The organism is Geodermatophilus sp. SYSU D01186, assembly GCF_054050215.1.
Genome location: NZ_JBJGYW010000005.1, coordinates 77740 through 94887, shown reverse-complemented (window position 1 = coordinate 94887; position 17148 = coordinate 77740). Strand labels below are relative to the sequence as shown.

The window sequence follows — 17148 nt, the reverse complement described above, 5'->3', positions numbered from 1 at the left end:
ATGTCCACCACGCCGAAGGCGCTCTACCGCGACGAGGGCGTCGTCCTGCGCACCCAGAAGCTGGGTGAGGCCGACCGCATCGTCACGGTGCTCACCCGCCGGCACGGCAAGGTGCGCGCGGTGGCCAAGGGCGTGCGCCGCACCAAGAGCAAGTTCGGTGCCCGGCTGGAGCCGTTCACCCACGTGGACCTGCAGCTCTACACCGGCCGGAACCTCGACATCGTCAGCCAGGCCGAGACGATCCGGTCCTACGGTCAGCCGATCGCCCGGAACTACTCCGCCTACACCGCCGGCACCGCCGTGCTGGAGACCGCCGACCGGCTGACCGCGGAGGAGAAGGAGCCGTCGCTGCGGCTGTTCCTCCTCGTCATCGGCGCGCTCCGGTCGCTTGCCGAGCACACCCACCCCGCCGGGCTGGTGCTCGACGCCTTCCTGCTGCGGGCCATGTCGGTGGCCGGGTGGGAGCCGGCGCTGACCGGCTGCGCCCGCTGCGGCGAGGAGGGGCCGCACCGGCACTTCTCGGTGCCGGCCGGCGGCACGGTCTGCCCGCCCTGTCGCCCGGCCGGCTCGGCGATGCCCAATCCGGTCACCATCGAGCTGCTCGAGGCGCTGCTGACCGGCGACTGGGACGCCGCCGAGGCCAGCCAGGGCCCCACCCGGCGGGAGGGCAGCGGCCTGGTCGCCGCGCTGCTGCAGTGGCACCTGGAGCGGGGCCTGCGCTCCCTGCCGCTGGTGGACCGGTCCGAGTCGACGCCCCGGGAAGTGGGTCTGCTGCGTGAGGCGTGAGGTGAAGGCCCCGAACCCGCACCCCTCCGGGGCCCGGCCGCCGCAGATCCCGGCCGACAAGGTGCCCGGCCACGTCGCGATCGTCATGGACGGCAACGGCCGGTGGGCCAAACAGCGGGGCCTGCCCCGCACCGCCGGGCACGAGGCGGGGGAGTCCTCGCTGTTCGACTGCGTCGAGGGCGCGATCGAGCTCGGCATCACCGCGATCAGCGCCTACGCCTTCTCCACCGAGAACTGGCGGCGCAGCCCGGAGGAGGTCCGCTTCCTCATGGGCTTCAACCGCGACGTGATCCGCCGCCGCCGCGACGAGATGCACGAGCTCGGCGTGCGGGTGCGCTGGGCCGGGCGTCGTCCCCGGCTGTGGCGCAGCGTCATCAAGGAGCTCGAGATCGCCGAGGAGCTCACCCAGGACAACGACGTCCTGACGCTGACCATGTGCGTCAACTACGGTGGACGCGCGGAGATCGCCGACGCCGCCGCGGCGATCGCCCGGGAGGCCGCCGCCGGCCGGCTGGACCCGGACAAGGTCGACGAGAAGACCGTCGCCCGGTTCCTCGACGAGCCGGACATGACCGACGTCGACCTGTTCGTCCGCAGCTCGGGGGAGAACCGCACCAGCAACTTCCTGCTGTGGCAGTCGGCCTACGCGGAGTTCGTCTTCCTCGACACCCTGTGGCCGGACTTCGACCGGCGGCACCTGTGGGCGGCCTGCGAGGAGTACGCGTCGCGGCAGCGCCGCTTCGGCAGCGCCTGAGGCAGGCCGCGGTCCGGTCGCCGTCTGCGACCATCGGCGCTCCGGTCCGGACGAGGGGAGTCCTGGTGTTCGCGGTGACCCGGCTGCGGGTGTCGGAGGGGGACGGCGCCGCCCTGACCGCCGACGTCGGTGCCCTGCTGGCCGCCTTCGCGGCGCGGCCCGGCTTCCGCGACGGGGAGCTCGGCCGCTGCGCCGACGACCCGGCGCTGTGGGCCCTGGTCACCCGCTGGGACGGCGTCGGTGCCTACCGCCGCGCGCTCTCCGCCGCCGAGGTGAAGATCGCCGGCGCGCCGGTGTGGGTGCACGCGATCGACGAGCCCGGGGTCTACCTGCCGGGCGAGGACGCCGGCCGCGAGGCCTGAGGGCTCCGCGGATGCTCGCGCTCTGCCCACCCTGATGGGCAGAGCGCGACCATCCCTGCAGCACTGCCGCGCGGGGCGGTGCAGGGCGGCAACTACCGTGGACGGGTCAACCCGCCGACCGCCAGCCGGATGGAGCCTCTCGCCGTGAGCGACAGCACCGCCAAGCACGACCCCGCCCGCCTCGACAAGGTGGTCAACCTCTGCAAGCGACGGGGCTTCGTGTTCCCGTCGGGCGAGATCTACGGCGGCACCCGCTCCGCCTGGGACTACGGGCCCCTGGGCGTCGAGCTCAAGGAGAACATCAAGAAGCAGTGGTGGCGCACCGTCGTCCAGAGCCGGGACGACATCGTCGGCCTGGACTCCTCGGTGATCCTGCCCCGCCAGACGTGGGTGGCCTCCGGTCACGTCGGCGTCTTCACCGACCCGCTGACCGAGTGCCAGAGCTGCCACAAGCGGTTCCGCGCCGACCACCTCGAGGAGGAGTTCGAGGCGCGCAAGGGGCGGCTGCCGGAGAACGGCCTGGCCGACATCTCCTGCCCGAACTGCGGCACGAAGGGCGCGTGGACCGAGCCGCGCGACTTCAACATGATGCTCAAGACCTACCTCGGCCCGGTGGAGGACGAGTCCGGCCTGCACTACCTGCGCCCGGAGACCGCCCAGGGCATCTTCGTGAACTTCGCCAACGTCATGGGCGCCGCGCGCAAGAAGCCGCCGTTCGGCATCGGGCAGATCGGCAAGTCCTTCCGCAACGAGATCACCCCGGGCAACTTCATCTTCCGCACCCGCGAGTTCGAGCAGATGGAGATGGAGTTCTTCGTCGAGCCCGGCACCGACGAGAAGTGGCACCAGTACTGGATCGACGAGCGCACCCGCTGGTACACCGACCTGGGCATCGCCCCGGAGAACCTGCGGCACTACGAGCACCCCAAGGAGAAGCTCTCCCACTACTCGACGCGCACCGTCGACATCGAGTACCGCTTCGGTTTCCAGGGCTCGGAGTGGGGTGAGCTGGAGGGCATCGCCAACCGCACCGACTTCGACCTGAAGACGCACTCGGAGCACTCCGGCGCCGACCTCACCTACTTCGACCAGGGCACCAACACCCGCTGGACGCCGTACGTCATCGAGCCCGCGGCCGGTCTCACCCGCTCGCTCATGGCCTTCCTCATCGAGGCCTACACCGAGGACGAGGCGCCCAACGCCAAGGGCGGCGTCGACACCCGCACCGTCCTGCGGCTGGACCCGCGGCTGGCGCCGGTGAAGGCCGCCGTCCTGCCGCTGTCGCGCAACGCCGACCTCTCGCCCAAGGCCCGCGACCTCGCCGCGACGCTGCGGGCGAGCTGGAACGTCGACTTCGACGACGCCGGCGCGATCGGCCGCCGCTACCGCCGCCAGGACGAGATCGGGACGCCGTTCTGCCTCACCGTCGACTTCGACACCCTCGAGGACGACGCGGTGACCGTGCGCGAGCGGGACTCGATGAGCCAGGAGCGGATCGCCCTCGGCCAGGTGGAGAGCTACCTCAAGGCCAAGCTGCCGGTCTGCTGAGCGGTCCGACCGCCCTGAGTGGGTGCGCTGCCGCCCGGTTCCCGCCCTCGGAACCGGGCGGCAGCGCACCCGCTCGTGCCGGTGCCGCGCCGCGACCGGTGGCGTGGGACACCCCGGCCCGCCGCCTACCCTGGGAGACGTGACCAGCACGCTTGAGCCAGCGACGGCCACCGCGCCGCTGCGCCTGGGCGCGCTCACCGTCGACCCCGCGGTGGTGCTCGCGCCGATGGCCGGCATCACCAACCCGGCGTTCCGCACGCTGTGCCGCGAGTTCGGCGCCGGCCTCTACGTCTGCGAGATGATCACCACGCGGGCGCTGGTGGAGCGCAACGAGAAGACGCTGCAGATGGTGCGCGCCACCCCCGACGAGAAGGACGCGTTCTCCGTCCAGCTCTACGGCGTCGACCCCGCGACCGTGGGCCGCGCCGTCGAGATGCTCGTCGACGAGGGCGTGGCCGGCACCCGCCCGGCGCACGTCGACCTGAACTTCGGCTGCCCCGTGCCCAAGGTGACCCGCAAGGGCGGCGGGTCGGCGCTGCCGTGGCGGCGGGTGCTCTTCCGCGACATCGTCCGGGCCGCGGTCGCCGCCGCCCGCGACGTGCCGGTCACCGTCAAGACCCGCATCGGCATCGACGCCGACCACGTCACCTACCTCGACGCCGGCCGCATCGCGCAGGACGAGGGCGCCGCGGCGATCACCCTGCACGGGCGCACCGCCGACCAGCTCTACAGCGGCACCGCCGACTGGGCGCCCATCGCCCGGCTGGTGGAGACCGTCGACATCCCGGTGCTGGGCAACGGCGACATCTGGGAGGCCGACGACGCCCTGCGCATGGTGGCCGAGACCGGCTGCGCGGGCGTCGTCATCGGGCGGGGCTGCCTGGGTCGCCCGTGGCTGTTCGGCGACCTCGCAGCGGCCTTCGCCGGGCGGGCGCAGCGGGCGCTGCCGACCCTGCGCGAGGTCGCCGCCGTGATGCACCGGCACGCCACCCTGCTGTCGGAGGAGCAGGGCGAGCTGCACGGCTGCACCGACTTCCGCAAGCACGTCGCCTGGTACCTCAAGGGTTTCTCCGTCGGGTCGGACGTCCGGCGCTCGCTGGCGATGGTCAGCTCCCTGGACGAGCTCGCCGAGCTGCTCGCCGGCATCCCCGAGCAGCCGTACCCGACCGCCGTCCTCGGCGGGCCGCGCGGGCGGACCAGCCCGCCGCGTCCGGTGGCGCTGCCCGAGGGCTGGCTGGCCGACCGTGACGACCCCCGGCCGCCGGCCGGGGCCGAGCTGATGGTGAGTGGCGGATGAGTGCCGCGAGAACGACGGTCGGGGCAGCATCGCAGCGAGATGCCGCCCGGAGCCGACAGCGAGTGGGCATCGCAGCGAGCGCCGGCGAGCGAGGAGCGGAGCGAGCGCGGAGGCGACCCGCGGTGTCGCGCGAGGAGCGGATCGAGACCGGAGTCGAGCAATGAGCGGAGTCCAGGGTCCCTACCTGTACGACGACGGCCCCGAGGCGCTGCACACCGGCACCCCCCGCGGCGCGCGGGGGCTGATCCTGGCCGTCCTCGGCGGGACGGTGCTGGTCGCCGTCGCCATGGCGGTCGGCCTGCCGCTGGTGAAGGGCACCCCGGACGAGCAGGCGCGCGAGGTCACCGGCGTCTTCCTCGACGCGCTGGCCGACGGCGACACCGAGACCGCCCACCAGCTGCTGTGCGAGGAGGAGCGGGCCCGCGTGCCCGCCGCCGAGATGGCGGCCGAGTACGCCGCGGCCGGCGACGGCGAGATCACCGGCACCTCCGCGGCGGACGTCGACGGCGTGCCGGTGCAGCGGGTGGAGATCGGCTGGGCCGACGGCAGCACCTCGACGTTCACCGTCGTCAGCCAGGACGGCCCGCGCGTGTGCGGGGTCGCCGCCGGCTGACGCCGGGGTCCTCCGGTCGGGTGCCGGCGGCACGGGAGGCTGGTGCCCGCCTCCCGGGTGGGCCAGGATCGCCCTCCTAGGTCCCGATAGGACGTATGAGACGTCTAGGTCTCGGGGCCGTGCTCGCAGCCAGCGCGGAGGTGCACGGTGGGCGGATCGGGGCAGACGACCTGGGTCTACGACTTCAGCGAGGGCAACAAGGACCAGAAGGACCTCTTGGGCGGCAAGGGCGCCAACCTCGCCGAGATGACCAACCTGGGGCTGCCGGTGCCGCCGGGGTTCACCATCACCACCGACGCCTGCCGCCACTACCTCGAGCACGGCAGCACCCCGCCGGAGCTGGCCGACCAGGTGACCGAGCACCTGACGGCCCTGGAGAAGGCGATGGGCAAGACCCTCGGCGACCCGTCGGACCCGCTGCTGGTGTCCGTGCGGTCCGGGGCCGCGGCGTCCATGCCCGGGATGATGGAGACCGTCCTCAACGTCGGCCTCAACGACGACTCGGTCCGCGGGCTGGCCGCCCAGTCCGGCAGCGAGCGCTTCGCCTGGGACTCCTACCGGCGGCTGATCCAGATGTTCGGCAAGACCGTGCTCGGCATCGACGGCGAGTTGTTCGAGCACGCCCTCGACGAGGCCAAGCGCGAGCAGGGCACCGACTCCGACCTCGACCTGGACGCCGCGCACCTGGAGGACGTCGTCGGCCGGTTCAAGGCGATCGTCGCCGAGCAGTGCGGCCGCGACTTCCCGATGGACCCGCGCGAGCAGATGGACCTCGCCATCACCGCCGTCTTCGACTCGTGGAACTCCGAGCGGGCGATCCTCTACCGCCGCCGCGAGCGCATCCCGAGCGACGCCGGCACCGCCGTCAACGTCTGCTCGATGGTGTTCGGCAACCTCGGCCCGGACTCCGGTACCGGGGTGGCGTTCACCCGCGACCCGTCCAGCGGCGCCCAGGGCGTGTACGGCGACTACCTGCAGAACGCGCAGGGGGAGGACGTCGTCGCCGGCATCCGCAACACCGTGCCGCTGCCCGAGCTCGAGCGGATCGACGAGGGCGCGTACCGGGAGCTCATGTCGATCATGAGCCGGCTCGAATCGCACTACCGCGACCTGTGCGACATCGAGTTCACCGTCGAGCGCAGCAAGCTCTGGATGCTGCAGACCCGCGTGGGCAAGCGGACGGCGGCCGCGGCGTTCGTCATCGCCACCCAGCTGGTCGACGAGGGCCTCATCGACATGGACGAGGCCGTCCGGCGGGTGACCGGCGACCAGCTGGCCCAGCTGATGTTCCCGCGGTTCGTCTCCGGCGGGGATGCCCAGCAGCTCACCCAGGGCATGAACGCCTCCCCGGGCGCCGCCGTCGGCAAGGCGGTCTTCTCGTCGGAGGCCGCGGTCGAGTGGGCGGGGCGCGGCGAGAAGGTGGTGCTGGTCCGGCGGGAGACCAACCCTGACGACCTCGCCGGGATGATCGCCGCCGAGGGCGTGCTGACCAGCCGCGGCGGGAAGACGTCGCATGCCGCCGTCGTCGCCCGCGGCATGGGCAAGACGTGCGTCTGCGGCGCCGAGGAGCTGCAGGTGGACACCAAGGCGCGGCGGTTCACCGCGCCCGGCGGCGTCGAGGTCGGCGAGGGCGACGTCCTCTCCATCGACGGCTCGACCGGCCGGGTGTGGCTCGGCGAGGTGCCGGTCGAGCCGTCGTCGGTGGTCCGCTACTTCGAGGGCGAGATCGACCCGGAGTCCGCCGACGCCGACGACCTCGTGCGCAGCGTGCACCGGATCCTGACCCACGCCGACGCGCGGCGGCGGATGGACGTCCGGACCAACGCCGACACCCCGGAGGACTCCGCCCGGGCGCGGCGCTTCGGGGCGCACGGCACCGGCCTGTGCCGCACCGAGCACATGTTCCTCGGCGACCGCCGGCAGCTGGTCGAGAAGCTGATCCTCGCCGAGGACGACGAGGGCAAGCAGGAGGCGCTCGACGCCCTCGCACCGCTGCAGAAGCAGGACTTCCTGGAGATCTTCGAGGCGATGGACGGGCTGCCGGTGACCGTCCGGCTGCTGGACCCGCCGCTGCACGAGTTCCTGCCCGACCTCACCGACCTGTCGGTGCGGGTGGCCGTCGCCGAGGCCGAGGGGCACCCCGACGAGGCCAACCTGCGGCTGCTGACCGCCGTCCGCCGGCTGCACGAGCAGAACCCGATGCTCGGGCTGCGCGGCGTCCGGCTGGGGCTGGTCGTCCCCGGCCTGTTCGCCATGCAGGTGCGGGCGATCGCCGAGGCGGCCTGCGAGCGCCGGGCGGCCGGCGGCGACCCGCGGCCGGAGATCATGATCCCGCTGGTCGGGGCGGTGCAGGAGCTCGAGGCGATCCGTGAGGAGTCCGAGCAGGTGCTGGCCGCGGTGTTCGAGGAGTGCGGCCTGGAGCTCGACGTCCTCATCGGCACGATGATCGAGGTGCCGCGCGCCGCGCTGACCGCCGACGAGATCGCGCAGGCCGCGGAGTTCTTCTCCTTCGGCACCAACGACCTCACCCAGATGACGTGGGGCTTCTCCCGGGACGACGTCGAGGCGGCGTTCTTCCACGCCTACCTGGACAAGGGGATCTTCGGCGTCTCGCCGTTCGAGTCGCTGGACCGGCCCGGGGTCGGCCGGCTCGTGGAGGTCGGCGTCGAGGGCGGGCGCCGGGCCCGGCCGGACCTCAAGCTCGGCGTCTGCGGGGAGCACGGCGGCGACCCCGACTCGGTGCACTTCTTCCACCAGGTCGGGCTGGACTACGTCTCCTGCTCGCCGTTCCGCGTTCCGGTCGCCCGGCTGGAGGCCGGTCGCGCCGCGCTGGGAGCCGAGCGCGCCGGCTCCTGAGAGCGGGGTGGCGGGACGCACCGTCGCGGGCGCCGCCGGAGCGACAGCAGCGCGTGGTACCCATGACTCGTGGCGGTGCGTGCGGGGAGCCTGGTGGGCCGGGCGGTCGGTGCCGCCGTCCTGGCGTTCTTCCTGCTCGTCGTCTCGACCGCGACCGCGATCTGGTGGACGGCGCGGCAGGACGCCCGCCCGGCGTCGGACGCGATCGTGGTGCTCGGGTCGGCGCAGTACAACGGCGTCCCGTCGTCGATCTTCGAGGCTCGGCTGGAGCACGCGCTGCGGCTGTACGAGGCCGGCGTCGCCCCGGTGATCGTGACCGTCGGCGGCAAGGCCGCCGGAGACCAGTTCACCGAGGCGGAGGCGGGTGCGGACTACCTGACCGACGCCGGCGTCCCGGCGGACGCGCTGCTCCCGGTAGAGGAGGGCGTGGACACGCTGGAGAGCATGCGCGCGGTCGGTGCGGCGTTCGACGAGCGCGGCTGGAGCTCCGCGGTGCTGGTGACCGACCCGTGGCACGCGATGCGGGCGGAGCGGATGGCCGAGGACGCCGGCATCACCGCCGACAGCTCGCCGACCCGGCAGGGCCCGGCGGTGCAGACGCGCACCACGCAGTTCCGCTACATCCTGCGCGAGACGGCGGCCTACCTGCTCTACCGCGCGACCGGCGAGAGCGTCGCCGGCGCGCCCGGGATCGGCTGAGGAGCACCCGTGCTGGAACTCGGGAAGGCCGGCTCGGCCGGCGTCGCGAAGGGCGTGCTGCCCGTGCTGCGCGACGGCGTCGTCGTCGCGACGCTGCGGGCCTCGAACTGGAAGGAGGCGGCCACGGCCGTCGTCGGGGATCGCGAGTGGGTGCTCGCGAAGCGCACGAGGGAGCTCACCGGCCGCTGGGCGGTCGATCCGGAGGACGCCACCCGCCTGCGGGCGCGGCAGACGTCGTTCTGGAAGGGCACCTGGGCGGCCGACCTGGAGGGCACGCCGCTCGTGGCCGAGGTGGTGTCCCGCTGGAAGGGCGGGTACCGCTACCTCTCCGCCGGGCGGGAGGTCGCCGAGACCGGGACGACGGGCGGCTGGTCACCGCGACCGACGCTGACCGCCGAGGAGTCGCTGCCGCTGGACCACCAGGTCTTCCTGCTGTGGCTGGCGCTGGTGATGGCCCGCCGGGACCAGGCCGCCGCCACCGCGGCGATCGCCGGTGGTGCCGTGGCCGCGGGAGGCAGCTGATGGCCGGGCGGGGACGCATCCGGGCCGCGGACATCGCGCTGGTCCGCGAGCGCAGCAAGATCGACGACATCGTCGGTGAGCACCTGCAGCTCAAGCGCGCCGGGGGTGGCTCGCTCAAGGGCCTGTGCCCGTTCCACGACGAGAAGTCGCCGTCCTTCCACGTCACGCCCAGTCGCGGGCTCTACCACTGTTTCGGTTGCGGCGTGGGCGGCGACGTCATCCGCTTCGTGCAGGAGGTCGACCACCTCTCCTTCACCGAGGCGGTCGAGCTGCTGGCCGGGCGGGCCAACGTCGAGCTGCACTACGAGGACGACGGCGGCCGGCCCACCGGGGCGCCCTCCCGGGAGCAGGCCGGGCAGCGGGCCCGGCTGGTCGCGGCCAACACCGCGGCGGCGGCCTTCTACGCCGAGCAGCTGGGCTCGCCGGAGGCGGCGCCGGCCCGGCAGTTCCTCGCCGACCGCGGCTTCGACCGGCAGGTGGCGCTGGACTTCGGCTGCGGCTACGCCCCCGGCGGCTGGGACACCCTCACCCGCCACCTGCGCGGCAAGGGCTTCACCCAGCAGGAGCTGGTCACCGCGGGGCTGGCCAAGGAGTCCTCCCGCGGCACGCTCATCGACCGGTTCCACCGCCGGCTGGTCTGGCCGATCCGCGACATCACCGGCGACGTCATCGGCTTCGGCGCCCGCAAGCTGATGGACGACGACCAGGGCCCCAAGTACCTCAACACCCCGGAGACCCCGCTCTACAAGAAGAGCACCGTCCTCTACGGCGTCGACCGGGCCAAGCGCGACATCGCCCGCCGGCACCAGGCCGTGGTGGTCGAGGGCTACACCGACGTGATGGCCTGCCACCTCGCCGGCGTCACCACCGCCGTCGCCTCCTGCGGCACCGCGTTCGGGCCCGAGCACATCAGCGTGCTGCGCCGGTTGCTGATGGACCAGGACGAGTTCCGCGGTGAGGTCATCTACACCTTCGACGGCGACGCGGCCGGGCAGAACGCGGCGATGAAGACCTTCGCCGAGGACCAGCGTTTCGTCGGCCAGACCTTCGTCGCCGTCGAGCCCGACGGCCGGGACCCCTGCGAGCTGCGCCAGGCGCACGGGGACACCGCCGTCCGCGACCTGGTGGCCCGGCGGACGCCGCTGATCGCCTTCGTGCTGAAGACGACGCTGGCCGGCTACGACCTGGACACGGTCGAGGGCCGGGTCGCGGCGCTGGAGAAGACCGTCCCGCTGGTCGCGCAGATCAAGGACCACGCGCTGCGGCCGGCCTACGCCCGCCAGCTGGCCGGGATGATCGGCAACACCGACGAGGCCGAGGTGCTGGAGCGGGTGCGCCGGCTGACGGGGGAGGGGGCGGCACCGCAGCGTCCGCGGGGTCCCCGGACGCCGAAGCGGTCGCCGGACGACATCGCCGTCGCGGTGGAGCGGGAGGCGGTGAAGACGGCGCTGCAGGTGCCCGAGCTCGCCGGTCCGATGTTCGACGCGATCCCCGTCGAGGCCTACACCGACCCCGACTACGCCGCGGTGGCCGCGGCGGTCGCCGGCACCGGGGGAGCGGCGGCCACCCGCGTCACCGGCCCGGCCTGGCTGGACGAGGTCGCCGCGCACTGCACGAGCGAGAGCGCCCGGGCGCAGCTCACCGCGCTGGCCGTCGAGCCACTGCGCTCCGCGCACGAGGCGGACGCCGCGTACGTGAGCGCGGTGCTGGCCCGGCTGGAGGAGATGCACACGGTGCGGCAGGTCGCCGCGCTCAAGGGCCGGCTGCAGCGGATGAACCCGGTCGAGGCCGCCGACGAGTACATGAAGGCGTTCAGCCAGCTGATGGCGCTCGAGCAGCAGGCGATCTCGCTGCGGCAGCGGGCGATGGGCGGGCTGGCCCAGTGAGTGTGCTCGACAGGGTTCGGCGGCGGTTCACCCGGCCGCCGGAGCCGGTCCGCGCGGTGGTGCTCGCCTCGACCGATCCCGACGAGCGGGTGCTCGCGTGGGGTGCGCTCGTGCGCGACGAGGGCTGGCTGGTCGCGACGTCCCGCGGGCTGCGCCGGGTTCCGGCCGACCTGCCCCTGCCCGAGGCCGGCCGCGTCGGCGTCCTGCCGTGGCACGAGGTGGCGTCGGCCCGGTGGACGGCGACCGGTGACGGCGGCGGCCGGTTCGAGGTCACCGCACTGACCGAGGTGGAGCCCGGGGTGCAGGCGCGGCTGCCGGTGGAGCGGCACGCGCTGCGCGACGCGGGGGACCTGCCGGCCGTCGTCCGCCGGCGGGTGGACCAGACGGTGGTCGCCAGCCGGCGGGCGCCGCTGCCCGGCCGCGGGGAGGTCGTGCTGGTCGCGCGACGGGTGCCCGGTCAGGCCGCCCGGGAGTGGACGGTCGTCTTCGACGACGACGCCGACCGCAGCGACCCGGTCGCGCGGGAGGCCGCCCGCCAGAAGCTCGCCGAGGCCGTGGCCGCCGACCAGGTGGGATGACTCAGCGCGGCGGGGGCACCGGCCCCGGCGCGGTGGAGCCCGTCGGTCGCCCGGGCCCGCTGTCGCGGCCCATGCGGGCCTTCACCGAGTTGACGACCGCGTCGGCGCGGGCCTGGGCCATGCCGGCCACGCCCTGCAGCTGCGGGTTGTCCTTGGCGTTCTCCCACGCCTTGCGGATCTGCTCGTAACGCTCCTTGCCCGCCTTCGCGCCGAGCACGTACCCGGCACCGAAGCCGGCGAGGAAGGACAGCTTCGCCACGGGGACCTCCTGCTGACTCGGAAGGGAGTGATCACCGTAACGGGGCGTCCGGGTGTGCGCGACGCGACAGCCCCCTGCGCGGGCCCTCGGACGGCGTCGGGTACTCTTGTCCAGGCGCGCGGGTCCGTCCCGCCGATCCCCCGTAGCTCAATTGGCAGAGCATGCGACTGTTAATCGCAGGGTTATTGGTTCGAGTCCAATCGGGGGAGCAACACCGCCGGCGAGCGGGCTGGTACGTGATCAGAGCCTGGCCCGACGACCGGCGAGCGACCGACGAACCATCGGCTGACTCAGCCCTGCGGGCCCGTTGCGGGTGGGGCGGCAAGGCGCGCCCGCGCCGTCAGGGCCCGGTCGCGCGCAGCACGCGCGGATGCCCGCTCGGCCGCCGCTCGCAGCAGCAACGCGTCACCGTGGGGTCCCAGCGTCGAGATGGCGGGTCATTCTCCGCGGACAGCGCCTGGCGGGTAGTCGAGGAGTGTCTCCTCGATCCGGTTCCAGGCGTTGCGCAGGTCGGCCAGCAGCGTCGGCTCCTTCGCGGCCAGGTTGGCCTCCTCTCGCCGGTCGGCGGTGAGGTCGAACAGTGCCTCCTCTCGCACGCTGCGGTCGACGTTGTGCGAGACCCAGTACTTCCACTTCCCGCGCCGCAGCGCGCCCTGGTCGACGACTCGCCAGAAGAGGTCCTCCGAGGGGGGCTGCCCTGAGCCCCAGAGGTACTGGCTCAGGTCGCGGCCGTCCATCGGGTAGCCGGGATCCGGGGCGACGCCCGCGGCCGAGAGGAGCGTGCGGGTCCAGTCCATGGTGATCACCGGGAGGTCAGAGACCTGCCCGCCGGACACCCCCGCCGGCCACCGCAGGATCGTCGGGATGCGGATGCCGCCCTCCAGGGCGTCGATCTTCGCTCCGCGCAGCGGCCACGTGTAGGAGAACCGTTCTCCGCCGTTGTCGCTCTTGAACAGCACGATGGTGTTCCGGTCCTGACCGGTGTCCCGGAGTGCCCGGAGCACTGCTCCGATCGAGGTGTCCATGTCCTGGACCATCTCCACGTACTTGGCCACCGAGCCGCCGTCGTGGTGGAACAGGGCCGCCCTGTCGCCGGACGTCGCGCGGGCGGTGAGCTCGGCGCTGAGGGCCTGGTCCCCGGGGCCTTCCCAGGGCCAGTGCGGCGTCGTGTAGTTGAGGTTGAGCAGCCACGGCTTCTGGTGGCCCCGGTGGAGGTACTCCACGGTGCGTTCGGTGAGGATGTCGGTGTAGTACCGCAGGTCCTGGTAGGGCACCTCGTTCTCGTACAGGTCGTAGCTGCCCCCGCGGTTGACCTTGGAGAAGTAGTCCACGCCGCCGCTGAGGTTGCCCAGCCACTCCTCCCAGCCGGACCTCAGCGGGCTGAACCACGGCAGGTGGCCGCAGTGCCACTTGCCGAACATCGCCGTGGCGTATCCGACGTTGCGCAGCAGCGAGGCGATGGTGGGGTGCTCGGGAGGGATGCCGCGCTGCGGATCGGTCGCATCCGGCCCGGCGATCGGTTCGCGCAACCCGGCATACAGGCGCCCCGGGTACCGCCCGGTGTACAGGCTGATCCGCGTGGGCGAGCACGTGGACGACCCCGCGTAGCCGTCGGTGAACCGGACGCCCTCCTTCGCCAGCCGGTCCAGGTTCGGCGTCGAGATGTGCGGTGCCCCGTAGCTGGACAGATCGGCCCAGCCCAGGTCGTCAGCGATGATGATGAGGATGTTGGGTCGCTCCCCGCCGTCCGGAGGGGCGGCGGGCGTGAACGGCCGTTCGTGCGCGGCGGCGGTGCCGGCTGAAGCCGCCACCGCGCCGACCGCCGTGGCACCGACCATGCCGACGAAGGCCCGGCGGGAGAGTCCGGCGGGCCGTGTATCGGGAGTCAAGGGTTCCTCGGGCATGCTTCTCCGCTCATGGGCGCCCCAACGGCGACACACGCCGCGACCGGGGGCGAGACCGTGGGATGACGGAGGTGCACCAATGCGTGTGATGCACACCACGGATGGACGGTGTTCGAAGCTAGCCAGGGGCCTTCGCAGGGTCAAGGCGACGAGGGGTGTGCAACCGTGTCGACGGCGCCTGAGAGCTGACCCCTGTCACCGGGGAGCGTCGTCGTCCGGCGCGCCTCATGGTCGGGCTCTGCAGAGGCGGGGCCATCGGTGTGGCGAGCCCGCAGATGATCTGGGCGGCGGCGCCGTCTTGAGCGGCGTCAGAGGCGGCGGCGACGTCGTCATGCACCGCCGCAGCCAGCGACCAGGAAGACCCGCATCGTGATCCCGTGCCCCGGTCCGGTGTCGATCCGGCATCGAGGCCATCTGCACGTGGGCTTCGAGGCCGATGGGTGACGGATCCGCCTTCGCCCGGTCATGGGTGCCGATCGGATCCAGCATCGCTTCGACGACCAACTCACGACCAACAAACCGCCGTTGAGTGCAGACGGCTGTCAACCGATACCGGTAGTCGCACGTTGTCCGAGCTCCACGTTCATAGCTGACTCACCGCTGCCAACGACCACGAGATCAACTCGCGGGGCTGTTGGTTCGAGTCCGATCGGGGGAGCTCCGCCGCGGGTCCGCGGCTCCCGGCGACGGGGCTCACGCCCGCGTCGCGTCGAGCAGTTGCAGCAGGTCGTGAGCCGCCAGCTCGATCTCCTTGTGGCCCCACTCCGCGGCCCGGTAGTGGCAGGCGATGATCCCCATCCGGTGCACGCGGCGGAAGTCGCCGTACACGAAGGCGTACCGCGCCTTGGTGCCCTCGGTGGCGCCCTCGGTGAGTGCGAGGTGCCAGGCGGAGTAGTCCGTCCACGAGTGCCGCGCGAGGAACGCGTTCTCGTCCTCGGCGGAGGGCTGGACGCGGCCCCACTCGCTGCGCAGGACGTACCGGCGCGCGGCGATGAGCTCCCGCGCGTGGGCGAGGCCGGCGTCGTTCACCAGGTACCTCGCCATGCGGGCCTCCTCCGCGGGAGCGGCGTGGGCGCCGATCCTCCTCCTCGATGACGTCGTGCGTCCCTGCGCGGTGCTCCTGCGTCGCGCACTGCGAGGGGACCGCGGAGGCCGCTAGGGTCGCCCCCGTGCAGGTGCCGGACGGGCTGGTCGCGGTGGTGAAGCGGGACTGCCCGACCTGCGTGCTGGTCGAACCGGTGCTGCGGCGGCTGGGCGCCGCGGTGTGGTGCCAGGACGACCCGGACTGGTTCGACCACGACGACACCGCCCTCGAGGTGTCCTACCGGCTGGACGTCGAGACCGTCCCCACCCTGTTGCGGGTCGAGAACGGCGTGGAGACCGCCCGGGTGGTGGGCTGGAGCCGCGAGCAGTGGGAGGCGCTGACCGGCGTCGCCGGGCTGGGCGCGGACCTGCCCGAGCACCGGCCGGGCTGCGGGTCCCTGTCGGTGGACCCGGCCCGGGTGGACGCGCTGGAGGCGCGCTACGGGAGCACCGGGCTGACCAGCCGCCGGGTGGAGCTGGCCGACCTCGAGGACGAGCACGAGGCGTTGTTCGACCGGGGGTGGACCGACGGGCTGCCGGTGGTGCCGCCGACTCCCGAGCGGGTGCTGCGGATGCTGCGCGGTACGGCCCGCGACCCCGGTGAGGTGGTGGCCGTCGTCCCGCCGGACCTCGTGGAGTGCACCGTCGAGAAGGTCGCGGTCAACGCGGTGATGGCCGGCTGCCTGCCTGAGTACCTGCCGGTGGTCCTCGCGGCGCTGGAGGCGGCGTGCGCCGAGGAGTTCGCGCTGCACGGCGTGCTCGCCACCACCTACTTCGCGGGCCCGGTGGTCGTCGTCAACGGGCCGGTCGCCGCCCGGATCGGGATGAACAGCGGGGTCAACGCCCTCGGGCAGGGCAACCGTGCGAACGCCACGATCGGCCGGGCGCTGCAACTCGTGGTGCGCAACGTCGGGGGCGGCCGTCCCGGGGAGGTCGACCGGGCGACCCTGGGCAACCCGGGCAAGTTCACCTTCTGCTTCGCCGAGCGCGAGCACGACAGCCCGTTCCTCCCGCTGGCGGCCGAGCGCGGGGTGCCCGGCGACGCCGTGACCGTCTTCGCCGGATCGGGTGTGCAGCCCGTGGTCGACCAGCTCAGCCGGGACCCCGAGTCGCTGGCCCGCTCGTTCGCCGCGTGCCTGCGCGTCAACGCGCACCCCAAGCTGACGATGGGTTTCGACGCGATGCTCGTCGTCTCCCCGGAACACGGGCGGGTCTTCCGTGAAGCCGGGTGGGACCGGCCGCGGCTGCTGGCCGAGCTGGACGGCCTCCTGCGGCTGCCGGCCGGCGAGCTGGTGCGGGGCGCCGGCGGCATGGCCGAGGGCCTGCCGTCCGGGGTCGCCGCCGACGACCTGCCGAAGTTCCGGCCGGGCGGGCTGCTCGTCGTCTCCGCGGGGGGCGACGCCGGCCTGTTCAGTGCGATCGTCGGTGGTTGGGTGGCCGGTGAGACGGGGAGCGTCCCGGTGACACAGGAGGTACGGGCATGACGACGGTCCTCGATCCCACCGGTGAACGCCGGGCGCCGGTCCGGGCGCCGCTGCCGCGCCCGCCCTCGCTGCGGGGCCGCGCGGTGGGGCTGCTCGACATCAGCAAGGCCCGCGGGGACGTCGTCCTGGATCGGCTCGAGCAGTTGCTCGTGGACCAGGGCGCGACGGTGCGCCGCTACCGCAAGCCGACGTTCGCGCGGGTCGCCCCGGTCGATCTGCGGCACCAGATCACCGAGCAGTGCGAGGTGGTCATCGAGGCGCTGGCCGACTAGGGCTCGTGCACGTCGTGCAGTGTGCACGACATCGCCGACCTCGAGCGCCGAGGCGTGGTCGGGGTCTTCCTCGCCAGCCGGGCGTTCGAGGAGGCCGCGCGGCTGCAGGGCGTGGCGCTCGGCTTCGCGGCGCCGTACGTGCTGGTCCCGCACCCGGTCCAGGACCGCACGGACGCCGAGCTGCGCCGGGCCGCCGAGGACGCCTTCCCCGCCGTGCTGGCCGCGGTCACCACCACGGCATAGCG

15 protein-coding genes, 1 tRNA gene and 1 pseudogene are annotated in these 17148 nt (G+C 73.2%); 14 read left to right on the top strand and 3 right to left on the bottom strand.

The features are described 5' to 3' along the window. The 11 genes from recO (at position 1) to ACI784_RS05580 (ending at position 11901) form a co-directional block, all read left to right on the top strand. The gene (gene recO, locus ACI784_RS05630) at positions 1 to 786 is read left to right on the top strand and encodes a DNA repair protein RecO (RefSeq protein ID WP_456922586.1); all 786 of its coding nucleotides are present in this window, start codon (positions 1 to 3) and stop codon (positions 784 to 786) included. Between the two features lies 1 nt (position 787). Beyond that, positions 788 to 1540 carry an isoprenyl transferase gene (locus tag ACI784_RS05625; protein WP_457012762.1) on the top strand — a complete coding sequence of 251 codons (753 nt, stop codon included), beginning with the start codon at positions 788 to 790 and terminating at the stop codon, positions 1538 to 1540. A gap of 65 nt (positions 1541 to 1605) precedes the next feature. Next, on the top strand, positions 1606 to 1902 hold the full coding sequence (locus ACI784_RS05620) for an antibiotic biosynthesis monooxygenase family protein (protein ID WP_457012761.1): 297 nt from the start codon (positions 1606 to 1608) through the stop codon (positions 1900 to 1902). Between the two features lie 144 nt (positions 1903 to 2046). Further along, positions 2047 to 3450: a glycine--tRNA ligase gene (locus tag ACI784_RS05615; protein ID WP_457012760.1), complete on the top strand. Its 1404-nt coding sequence runs from the start codon at positions 2047 to 2049 to the stop codon at positions 3448 to 3450. Between the two features lie 139 nt (positions 3451 to 3589). Continuing rightward, entirely contained in the window at positions 3590 to 4747 is a 1158-nt protein-coding gene (dusB, locus tag ACI784_RS05610) for a tRNA dihydrouridine synthase DusB (protein WP_457012759.1), read from the top strand. Between the two features lie 160 nt (positions 4748 to 4907). Further along, complete coding sequence (locus tag ACI784_RS05605) at positions 4908 to 5360, top strand: hypothetical protein (protein WP_457012758.1); 453 nt, start codon at positions 4908 to 4910, stop codon at positions 5358 to 5360. Between the two features lie 147 nt (positions 5361 to 5507). After that, positions 5508 to 8216: a pyruvate, phosphate dikinase gene (ppdK, locus tag ACI784_RS05600; RefSeq protein ID WP_457012757.1), complete on the top strand. Its 2709-nt coding sequence runs from the start codon at positions 5508 to 5510 to the stop codon at positions 8214 to 8216. 69 nt (positions 8217 to 8285) lie between these two features. Then, complete coding sequence (locus ACI784_RS05595; RefSeq protein WP_456922579.1) at positions 8286 to 8915, top strand: YdcF family protein; 630 nt, start codon at positions 8286 to 8288, stop codon at positions 8913 to 8915. A gap of 9 nt (positions 8916 to 8924) precedes the next feature. Further along, positions 8925 to 9437 carry a hypothetical protein gene (locus tag ACI784_RS05590; protein WP_457012756.1) on the top strand — a complete coding sequence of 171 codons (513 nt, stop codon included), beginning with the start codon at positions 8925 to 8927 and terminating at the stop codon, positions 9435 to 9437. After that, entirely contained in the window at positions 9437 to 11323 is a 1887-nt protein-coding gene (gene dnaG / locus ACI784_RS05585; protein WP_456922577.1) for a DNA primase, read from the top strand. Before ACI784_RS05590 ends, dnaG begins: the two co-directional genes overlap by 1 nt. Continuing rightward, positions 11320 to 11901: a hypothetical protein gene (locus tag ACI784_RS05580; protein WP_457012755.1), complete on the top strand. Its 582-nt coding sequence runs from the start codon at positions 11320 to 11322 to the stop codon at positions 11899 to 11901. The genes dnaG and ACI784_RS05580 overlap by 4 nt, the downstream gene beginning before the upstream one ends. Before the next feature lies 1 nt (position 11902). Here the strand turns inward: ACI784_RS05580 and ACI784_RS05575 are convergent, their stop codons facing one another. After that, positions 11903 to 12160, bottom strand: coding sequence for a hypothetical protein (locus tag ACI784_RS05575; RefSeq protein WP_456922575.1), 258 nt, complete (start codon positions 12158 to 12160; stop codon positions 11903 to 11905). 136 nt (positions 12161 to 12296) lie between these two features. On the opposite strand from ACI784_RS05575, the gene ACI784_RS05570 reads away from it, so the two are divergent. After that, positions 12297 to 12369: transfer RNA gene (locus ACI784_RS05570), tRNA-Asn, on the top strand. A gap of 228 nt (positions 12370 to 12597) precedes the next feature. Here ACI784_RS05570 and ACI784_RS05565 read toward each other — a convergent pair. Beyond that, positions 12598 to 14049 (bottom strand): sulfatase family protein, encoded by a 1452-nt coding sequence (locus ACI784_RS05565; RefSeq protein ID WP_457012754.1) that lies wholly within the window; start codon positions 14047 to 14049, stop codon positions 12598 to 12600. 708 nt (positions 14050 to 14757) lie between these two features. After that, entirely contained in the window at positions 14758 to 15108 is a 351-nt protein-coding gene (locus tag ACI784_RS05560; protein ID WP_457012753.1) for a hypothetical protein, read from the bottom strand. A gap of 125 nt (positions 15109 to 15233) precedes the next feature. Between ACI784_RS05560 and ACI784_RS05555 the strand changes: the two genes are divergently transcribed. Next, positions 15234 to 16631, top strand: coding sequence for a thioredoxin family protein (locus ACI784_RS05555; RefSeq protein WP_457012752.1), 1398 nt, complete (start codon positions 15234 to 15236; stop codon positions 16629 to 16631). Beyond that, positions 16628 to 17146, top strand: a pseudogene (locus ACI784_RS05550) (UGSC family (seleno)protein). Before ACI784_RS05555 ends, ACI784_RS05550 begins: the two are co-directional and overlap by 4 nt. Positions 17147 to 17148 lie beyond the last annotated feature (2 nt).